We start from the raw sequence: 7961 nt of genomic DNA on the forward strand, positions 1-7961 counted from the left end.
GCGGTGCCGCTCGTGGCCGTGGACTTGCCCACGGGTGCGATCGCCGACGTGATCGTGCTGGTCGGTTTTTTCGCGCTCGCGCGTTTCTTCACCGCGCTCGCGGGCATGGACATCGGCACCGCCTTCGGCGGCATGGGCTCCTCGCGCGAGATGACCATCGCCGCGCTCGCCGAGCCGGCCATGCTGATGGCGGTGTTTACCCTGTCGATGACCGCCGGCTCGACCAACCTGTCCTCGGCGATTCACTACGTGCTCGAGGCGGGCCTGGTGCTGCGGCCCTCGTTCCTGTTCGCGCTGCTCGCGCTCGCCATGGTGGCGGTGGCCGAGACCGGACGCGTCCCGGTTGACAATCCCGCCACCCACCTCGAACTCACCATGATCCACGAGGCCATGATCCTCGAGTACTCGGGTCGGCATCTGGCGCTCATCGAGTGGGCCGCGCAGATCAAGCTCATGATCTACGCGGTGCTGGTCGCCAACATCTTCTGGCCGTGGGGCATCGCGCAGGAATTCACGTCCGAGGCGCTGGGCATCGGCGCCGTCGCTATCGCGACCAAGCTCACGGCGCTCGCGATTGTTCTGGTCATCTGGGAGACGGTACTCGCCAAGATGCGCATCTTCCGCGTGCCGCCGTTCCTCGGGTTTGCGTTTCTGCTGAGCTTGCTTGGAATGCTGACGCACGTGGTACTGGAGACCGGGGGCTAGGATGACCGAACTTTCCCAGCTGAGCCTCTACAACCAGGCGATCATCTTGTTCGCCGCGCTGGTGTTGTTTACTTCATTCATCATGCTCGCCCAAGCGCGCATGATGCCGTTGATCTTTGCCTTCGCCTGGCAGGGCATGCTGCTCGCGGTGGTGACGGCGCTCGTCGCCTTCGTTTCCGGGCACCCGCACCTCTATATCTCGGCGGGGCTCACGGTGGTGATCAAGGTATTCCTGATTCCCTGGCTGCTGTACCGGCTGGCGGTAAAACTCAACATTCATCTCGAGGCCGAGGCGATCAAATACCCGTCGCTGCTGCTGCTCGCGGGCGCGGGGCTCGTGATTTTCAGCTACTACGTGGCGCTGCCGATCGTACACCTTTCGGGGCTCGCCACGCGCAACACCATCGCGGTCAGTATCGCCGTGGTGCTGCTCGGGATGCTGCTCATGATCGCACGCAAGAAGGCGGTCGCCCAGGTGATCGGATTCATGTCCATCGAGAACGGGTTGTTCTTCTCGGCGGTGGTTTCGACCTACGGCATGCCGCTCATCGTCGAGCTGGGCGTGGCCTTCGACGTGCTGGTAGCAGCGATCCTGTTCGGCGTGTTCTTCTTTCACATGAGCGAGTCGTTCGACTCACTCGACGTCGACCGCCTCTCGCGCCTGTCCGAAGTGCATGAGACGTTGTTCCCGCCCGAGGAAGGCGGCGGCGAAGAGCATCCATAAATGTCAAGACGAACGAAGTAGGGCGAAATCTTATGGCCAGACGAACGAAGCGCAGCAAAGTAGGGCAACATTTATGACGTTGCTCGAGATCACGCTGCTCTCGCCGCTCATCGGCGGCCTGCTACTTGCCATCATCGGGCATCGCCAGATCGGCGGCTGGATCAATGTCGCCGTGGGCGCGGTCACCTTCGCCACTTCACTCGCGATGGCGCTCGATGTCTTCGCGCACGGTCCGACGCTATCGAGCGGCAGGATGTTCTACATTGACGCCTTCAACGTCTACCTGGTCGCGCTCACCGCCTTCGTCGGCTTCACTACGTCGATTTTCTCGCGCCCGTACATGCGTCACGAGGTCGAGCGCGGGCGTCTCACCGATGGGCGCCTGCGCCTGTATCACGCGATGTACCAGGGCTTCCAGTTCGCGATGCTGCTGGCGCTCTCGACCAACAATCTCGGCGTCCTGTGGGTGGCGATGGAAGCCGCCACGCTGACCACGGTGCTGCTGGTGTCGCTCTACCGCACGCCCGAATCCATCGAAGCGGCGTGGAAATACTTTATTCTTTGCGGCGTGGGCATCGCGCAGGCGTTGTTCGGCACCGTGCTCGTGTACTTCGCCGCCGAACAGAAACTCGGCGCCGCGCGCGACGACACGCTGCTGTGGACCGTGCTGCACGCCAACGCCGCCGGTCTCGACCCCACGGTGCTGTCGCTCGCCTTCGTGTTCCTGCTCGTCGGCTACGGCACCAAGGTCGGCCTGGTGCCGCTGCACGCGTGGCTGCCGGACGCGCACTCCGAGGGCCCGACGCCGATGTCGGCGGTGCTCTCGGGGCTGCTGCTCAACGTCGCGCTGTACGCGCTGGTGCGTCTCAAGATGCTGGTGGACGCCTCGCTGCATACGCACCTCGCGGGCTATCTCATGATGGGCTTCGGGCTGGTGTCGTTCATGGTGGCGGGACTGTTCCTGCACCGGCAGCATGACATCAAGCGCATGTACAGCTACTCCTCCATCGAGCACATGGGGCTCATGACCTACGCCTTCGGGCTGGGCGGGCCACTCGCGACCTTCGGCGCGCTGCTGCACATGACGGTGCACTCGCTCACCAAGAGCGCCATCTTCATCACCGTGGGACACGCCTCGCAGCTCGCCGGCACGCAACGCATCGACAAGATCCGCGGCCTCATCCGCACCCAGCCGGCGATCGGGTGGGGGTTGCTGATCGGCACGGTCGCCATCGCCGGCTTCCCGCCGTTCGGCGTGTTCACCAGCGAATTTCTGCTGCTCACCGCGACCATGAAATCCTGGCCGTGGCTCGCGGTTCCGCTGCTCGTGGGCTTTGGCGTGGCGTTCGCCGGTCTGTTCCGCCACCTGCACCCGATGGTCTACGGCGAGCCGCCGCCCGGCCAGCAACCGGTGCATGCCAACATGATTCCGGTAATGGTGCATCTGGCGCTGGTACTGTGGCTCGGGCTGTCCATTCCCAGCTTCCTCGCGCGCTGGTTTGAGCAGGCCACGGTGCTGATATCGGGAGGCTCGCCGCTATGAGCACCAAAGATTGGATCGCGTCGCTGCTCGCCGAACTCTCACGCCTGGATGCGCATGTGGAGCAACACGCCGCCCCGGGTCTCGGACCCGCGCAGCTCATCACGCTGCCTACCGACGATTGGGGCATACTTGGCAAAGAGGCCGCGCGTGCCGGTTGCCGCTGGGTCGCAGGCTGGGGCGAGGACGCCGGCAACAATGAGGTTCACATCAGCGCGTGCTTTGAAAAAAGCGGCGCCTATCTACTGGCGCGCACCGTCGTACACCGTGCCACGCCGATTCTGCTTTCGCACACACCTTATTATCCCGGCGCCGACCGTCCCGAGCGCCACACCCAGGATATGTTCGGCGTGGCGTTCATGGATCACCCGGATGCGCGCCGCTGGACGCGCCACCAGGCGTGGAAGGACTCGGCCTACCCGCTGCGCAAGGACTTTCCCGCGGTCGGCCATCCGCCCGCACAGACCCCGACCGATCACGACTACAAGTTCTTCTTCGCCCATGGCGCGGGCGTCTACGAAATTCCCGTCGGTCCGGTGCACGCCGGCATCATCGAACCGGGACACTTCCGTTTCCAGGCGATGGGCGAACAGGTGTTGAACCTCGAAGCGCGTCTCGGTTACGTGCACAAGGGCATCGAAAAAATCGCCGAAGGACGCGACCCCGAAGGGCTCGCGCGCCTGGCCGGCCGCGTGTCCGGCGACACGACCGTGGCGCACGCCTGGGCGGCGTGCCTGGCCATGGAGCGTGCCGCGAACGTTGAAGTCCCGGAACGCGCGTTGTTCCTGCGCGCCCTGATGTGCGAACGCGAACGCGTGGCGAATCATCTGGGCGACATCGGCGCGGTTCTCAACGACGTCGCCTTTACCTTCGGGTTTTACCAGTTCGGGCGGTTGCGTGAGGACTGGCAGCGGCTATCACGCGAGGTCTTCGGCCACCGCTTCATGATGGATCGCGTCGCACCGGGCGGCGTCACCGTGGATCTCGATGCGGCGCTGATCCCGCGGATGCGCGCGCAGATACCCGTATTTCGCAAGCAACTCGACAAACTCATGGCGATCATCAACGAGTCGCCTTCGGTCGAGGATCGCTTGGTCACGACCGGCGTGCTCAAGCCTGAGCACGCCAAGGCGCTCGGATGCCTCGGTTATGTCGGGCGTGCCAGCGGGGTCGATCTCGATTTACGCCGCGATACGCCGTACGCACCCTACGACCGGCTCAAGATCACGGTGCCGGCATACCATTACGGCGATGTCGCCGCGCGCGTGCGCGTGCGCGCCGAGGAGTGCCGCGTGGCGTTCGAACTGATCGAGGCCTTGCTCGACGGCCTGCCGGCGGGACCGGTTCGCGCCGCCTGGCGCGCGCCTGCCGCCGGGTCCGAAGGACTGGGGCTCGTCGAGGGCTGGCGCGGCGAGATTCTGACTTACGTGCGCTTCGGCGAGGGCGGCGTGATCGCACGCTTCTTTCCGCGCGATCCCTCCTGGACCACGTGGCCGGCGATCGAGCTGCTCATCCACGACAACATCGTTCCGGACTTTCCAGTATGCAACAAGTCCGTGAACGGTTCTTACTCGGGACACGACTTGTAGACCATGCTGCGCATTTTGGGAAAAATTCAGCGCATCGGCATCATCACCGAGCCGCTGCCGAAGATCGACGAACCGGCGCTGGCCGAGGTCGGCGCGCAGCTCAAGACGCGCCTCGGCGAGCGGTTCGGCGGCAGTCTCGCGATCCGCGAGGTGGATGCCGGCTCGTGCAACGGCTGCGAGCTCGAAATCCACGCGCTAAACAATCCCTATTACGGCATCGAGCGCTTCGGCGTGCATTTCGTCGCCAGCCCGCGCCACGCCGACATGTTGCTCGTCACCGGGCCGGTGTCGCGCCACATGGAAGCCGCGCTACGTCGCACCTATGACGCCACGCCTGAACCCAAGCTGGTGATTGCCGTGGGCGAGTGCGGCGCGAACGGCGGCGAATTCGGCGTGAGCTATGCCTCCTGCGGCGCCGTCGCCAACGTCATCCCGGTGGACGCCGTCATCCGCGGTTGCCCGCCGACGCCGCTGGATTTGATGCGCGGGATCCTGGAGGCCATCGGGGAGCTAACCGCGCGTAAATGATCCTGCCGGCCCGCGGAAGACACCGCCGGGTCGCCCACACTTGTTGTTCATAGGCGATATCCGTATAAAGCTCTCAATGGAGAACATCCACCACAAGCCCATTACCCAACGCATCGAATGGCTGATGGGGCACGCGCGCCGGCACTCGGAGGCGTTTTCCAGTTCCGAGGCCTTTATCGCCCGGCAGCGCTATCTGGCCGAGCATCCGTCGGCGGTGGCCGCGCTCAAGTGCATGGACGGGCGCATCAACCTCTCCGTTGCCACCCATACGCCCCTCGGTATCATCCAGCCGTTCCGCAATCTCGGCGGGATGTTCAATCTGGGCTGGCCGCACCTGGGCGAGGTGCTGGCCAATTACGTGCACGACCAGGTCAGCACCGGGCGGCGGGTATTGCTGCTCATCACCTATCACTATTCGAAAAGCGACAAGCAGCGCGGTTGCGCCGGGTTCAACTTCGACACCGAGGCGGCACGCGCCCATACCCACGCCATCAAGCGCCAAGTTGAGCACACCTTCGGCGCCGGACATGGCACGGTCTATCCGATTGTCTGCGGATTCGAAACTGACGAGGACGCGCTCGTGCTGCACGGCTCGAACGGCGAAATGCTGGATATAGCGCAGCTCGCGGCCCGTGATCAGGATGGATTGCGCCTGCGCCTGGAACAGATCTTTCCGGACATGCCCAGCCAGACCCGCCATGACCTCGAACCGCTCGTGCTGGGCAACATGGACCGCATCGTCGAGGTCCAGAAGACGGAGCGCACGCTGGACGTCGAGCACCGCGAGTGGATGATCTGCGTCGGACGCGGGTTCGATTTCCTGCACATGCCCAACCTCGCGCTCATCATCGGCCCCTACAGTCCCGACCTCGCCGAGCCGATCCACCAGGCGGCCGGCATCATCGACGCCAACATGCGCGCCCGCCGCATTCCCGACGATGGTTTCCTGTTGCTGGCCTCGGTACCGTATGCGGAAGTTGGCGTGGACCGCGCCCGCGCCGAACTGAAGTCACGTTTTCTGTCAAAATTCGCCGCGGATGTCATACGCGCCCAACACCCGAAGCTCGCTCCCAAGATGCAGGTGCGCACCGCCGTGCTCGACTGGCGTTCGCGTACCCTGGAAACCATCGCGGCCGAGTAGAGACTGAACGCCGCGAAATCGCTGATTCAGCTTCCTAATACTCATGGAACGTATCGCCTTTCTCGACCGCGACAGCATACTAGCTGATATACGCCGGCCGGATTTTTCGCACGAGTGGAGGGATTACCCGGTAACCACCGCTGCACAGGTCATCGAACGTTTGAAGAATGTGACGATAGCCATCAGCAACAAGGTTCCGCTCATGGCTGACAGTCTGACGCAGAGCAAGTCGCTCAAAATGATTGCGGTATGCGCCACCGGCACTAACAATGTCGATCTCGATTATTGCCGCGCGCACGGGATTGTCGTTTCGAATATCCGGAACTATGCCGTGCACTCGGTTCCTGAACATGTATTCATGATGATCCTCGCACTGCGGCGCAACTTGTCGGGTTACCGCGAGGATATACGCAGCGGGCTATGGCAGAAAGCCGAGCAGTTCTGTCTGTTCACGCGCCCGATTCTGGATTTGCACGGCAGCACGCTCGGCGTGATCGGTAACGGCACTCTGGGTAAGGCCACGGCAAAATTGGGTGAAGCATTTGGCATGCGTGTGCTGTTCGCCGACCATAAGAACGCCGCCACGGTGCGATCCGGTTACACGGCATTCGAAACGGTTCTGGAGGAGAGCGACGTGATCACCCTGCACTGTCCGCTCACACCCGCAACCCATCATATGATCAGCTCGACGGAACTCAAAAATATGCGTCCCCAGGCCCTGCTCATCAATACCGCCCGCGGAGGTCTGGTGGATGAAGCCGCGCTCGCTCTCGCGCTCAAACAGGGTGTAATTGGCGGTGCCGGCTTCGATGTATTGACCGCGGAACCGCCGCGCGCGGGTAATCCCCTGCTCGATCTGGATCAGCCCAACTTCATCCTGACGCCGCATGTCGCGTGGGCCAGCCGCGACGCCATGCAAATCATGGCCGATCAGCTGATCGACAACATCGAGGCATTCATTCGCGGCGCGCCGCGGAATCGTGTCGATTGAAAACGGCCCGGTTCCAAATCGAAATGTTTGCCGGATGTTTTGCCTGAACTCGCGGTCTGCGGCATACTCCGTCTGTTGCAATCAGGAAGATATTACCGAGCGGTCATGAAAATACAGCGTAGCGTCTTTTTTGTCTCGGACCGTACCGGTATCACGTCGGAGTTGCTGGGTAAAACACTGCTGACGCAGTTCCCCGACGTGGAGTTTCACAAGCACACCATGCCCTTCGTCGACACGGTGGAAAAAGCCGAGGCCGTGGTCGCAGAAATCAACCGTGTCACGCTTCTGGAAGGAAAACCGCCGATCGTCTTCAGCACCTTGATCAACGATGACGTGCGCACCGTGGTCACCTCGGCCAACGCGCTGTTTCTCGATTTTTTCGCGGACTTCATCGGCCGGCTGGAATCCGAGCTGGGTCTGACCTCGTCCCACACACTCGGTCTCAGCCACGGCATGGGCGACGAGCTGGCCTACCAGAGGCGCATGGACGCGGTGAACTACACCCTTTCACACGACGACGGCGTCAACACCGCCAACTATCACCGGGCCGAGGTGATTCTGACCGGCGTCTCGCGCACCGGCAAGACGCCGACCTGTCTCTATCTCGCCATGCAGTATGGAATCCACGCTGCCAACTATCCGCTTACGCCCGATGATTTTTCTGACCAGATGCTGCCGAAACCTTTGCTTCCCCATCGCTCCAAGCTGTTTGGCCTGACCATCCATGCCGAACGGCTGGCGAA

At 62.8% G+C, this 7961-nt stretch carries 8 protein-coding genes; all 8 read left to right on the forward strand.

Annotation, left to right across the window (positions count from 1 at the left end; translation table 11 throughout):
- On the forward strand, positions 1–705 hold a 705-nt coding region (locus ACC569_RS13150), incomplete at its 5' end, for a respiratory chain complex I subunit 1 family protein (protein ID WP_372523988.1).
- Position 706: 1 nt separating this feature from the next.
- On the forward strand, positions 707–1429 hold the full coding sequence (locus ACC569_RS13155; protein ID WP_372523989.1) for a formate hydrogenlyase: 723 nt from the start codon (positions 707–709) through the stop codon (positions 1427–1429).
- A 73-nt stretch (positions 1430–1502) separates the two neighbouring features.
- Positions 1503–2972: a hydrogenase 4 subunit F gene (locus ACC569_RS13160; RefSeq protein WP_372523990.1), complete on the forward strand. Its 1470-nt coding sequence runs from the start codon at positions 1503–1505 to the stop codon at positions 2970–2972.
- The gene (locus ACC569_RS13165) at positions 2969–4558 is read left to right on the forward strand and encodes an NADH-quinone oxidoreductase subunit C (RefSeq protein WP_372523991.1); all 1590 of its coding nucleotides are present in this window, start codon (positions 2969–2971) and stop codon (positions 4556–4558) included. The genes ACC569_RS13160 and ACC569_RS13165 overlap by 4 nt, the downstream gene beginning before the upstream one ends.
- Before the next feature lie 3 nt (positions 4559–4561).
- On the forward strand, positions 4562–5086 hold the full coding sequence (locus ACC569_RS13170) for an NADH-quinone oxidoreductase subunit B family protein (RefSeq protein WP_372523992.1): 525 nt from the start codon (positions 4562–4564) through the stop codon (positions 5084–5086).
- Positions 5087–5162: 76 nt separating this feature from the next.
- Entirely contained in the window at positions 5163–6227 is a 1065-nt protein-coding gene (locus ACC569_RS13175; RefSeq protein ID WP_372523993.1) for a hypothetical protein, read from the forward strand.
- 43 nt (positions 6228–6270) lie between these two features.
- The gene (locus ACC569_RS13180) at positions 6271–7218 is read left to right on the forward strand and encodes a D-2-hydroxyacid dehydrogenase (RefSeq protein WP_372523994.1); all 948 of its coding nucleotides are present in this window, start codon (positions 6271–6273) and stop codon (positions 7216–7218) included.
- Positions 7219–7323: 105 nt separating this feature from the next.
- Positions 7324–7961: pyruvate, water dikinase regulatory protein (locus ACC569_RS13185; protein WP_372523995.1), on the forward strand; the 638-nt coding region annotated here is incomplete at its 3' end.

This window comes from Sulfuricaulis sp. (assembly GCF_041499725.1).
In the GTDB taxonomy this organism is placed as follows: Bacteria; Pseudomonadota; Gammaproteobacteria; order Acidiferrobacterales; family Sulfurifustaceae; genus Sulfuricaulis.

Coding starts and splice junctions, on each gene's coding strand:
- ACC569_RS13155 (WP_372523989.1), top strand. CDS start 707: ATGACCGAACTTTCCCAGCTGAGCCTCTACAACCAGGCGATCATCTTG.
- ACC569_RS13160 (WP_372523990.1), top strand. CDS start 1,503: ATGACGTTGCTCGAGATCACGCTGCTCTCGCCGCTCATCGGCGGCCTG.
- ACC569_RS13165 (WP_372523991.1), top strand. CDS start 2,969: ATGAGCACCAAAGATTGGATCGCGTCGCTGCTCGCCGAACTCTCACGC.
- ACC569_RS13170 (WP_372523992.1), top strand. CDS start 4,562: ATGCTGCGCATTTTGGGAAAAATTCAGCGCATCGGCATCATCACCGAG.
- ACC569_RS13175 (WP_372523993.1), top strand. CDS start 5,163: ATGGAGAACATCCACCACAAGCCCATTACCCAACGCATCGAATGGCTG.
- ACC569_RS13180 (WP_372523994.1), top strand. CDS start 6,271: ATGGAACGTATCGCCTTTCTCGACCGCGACAGCATACTAGCTGATATA.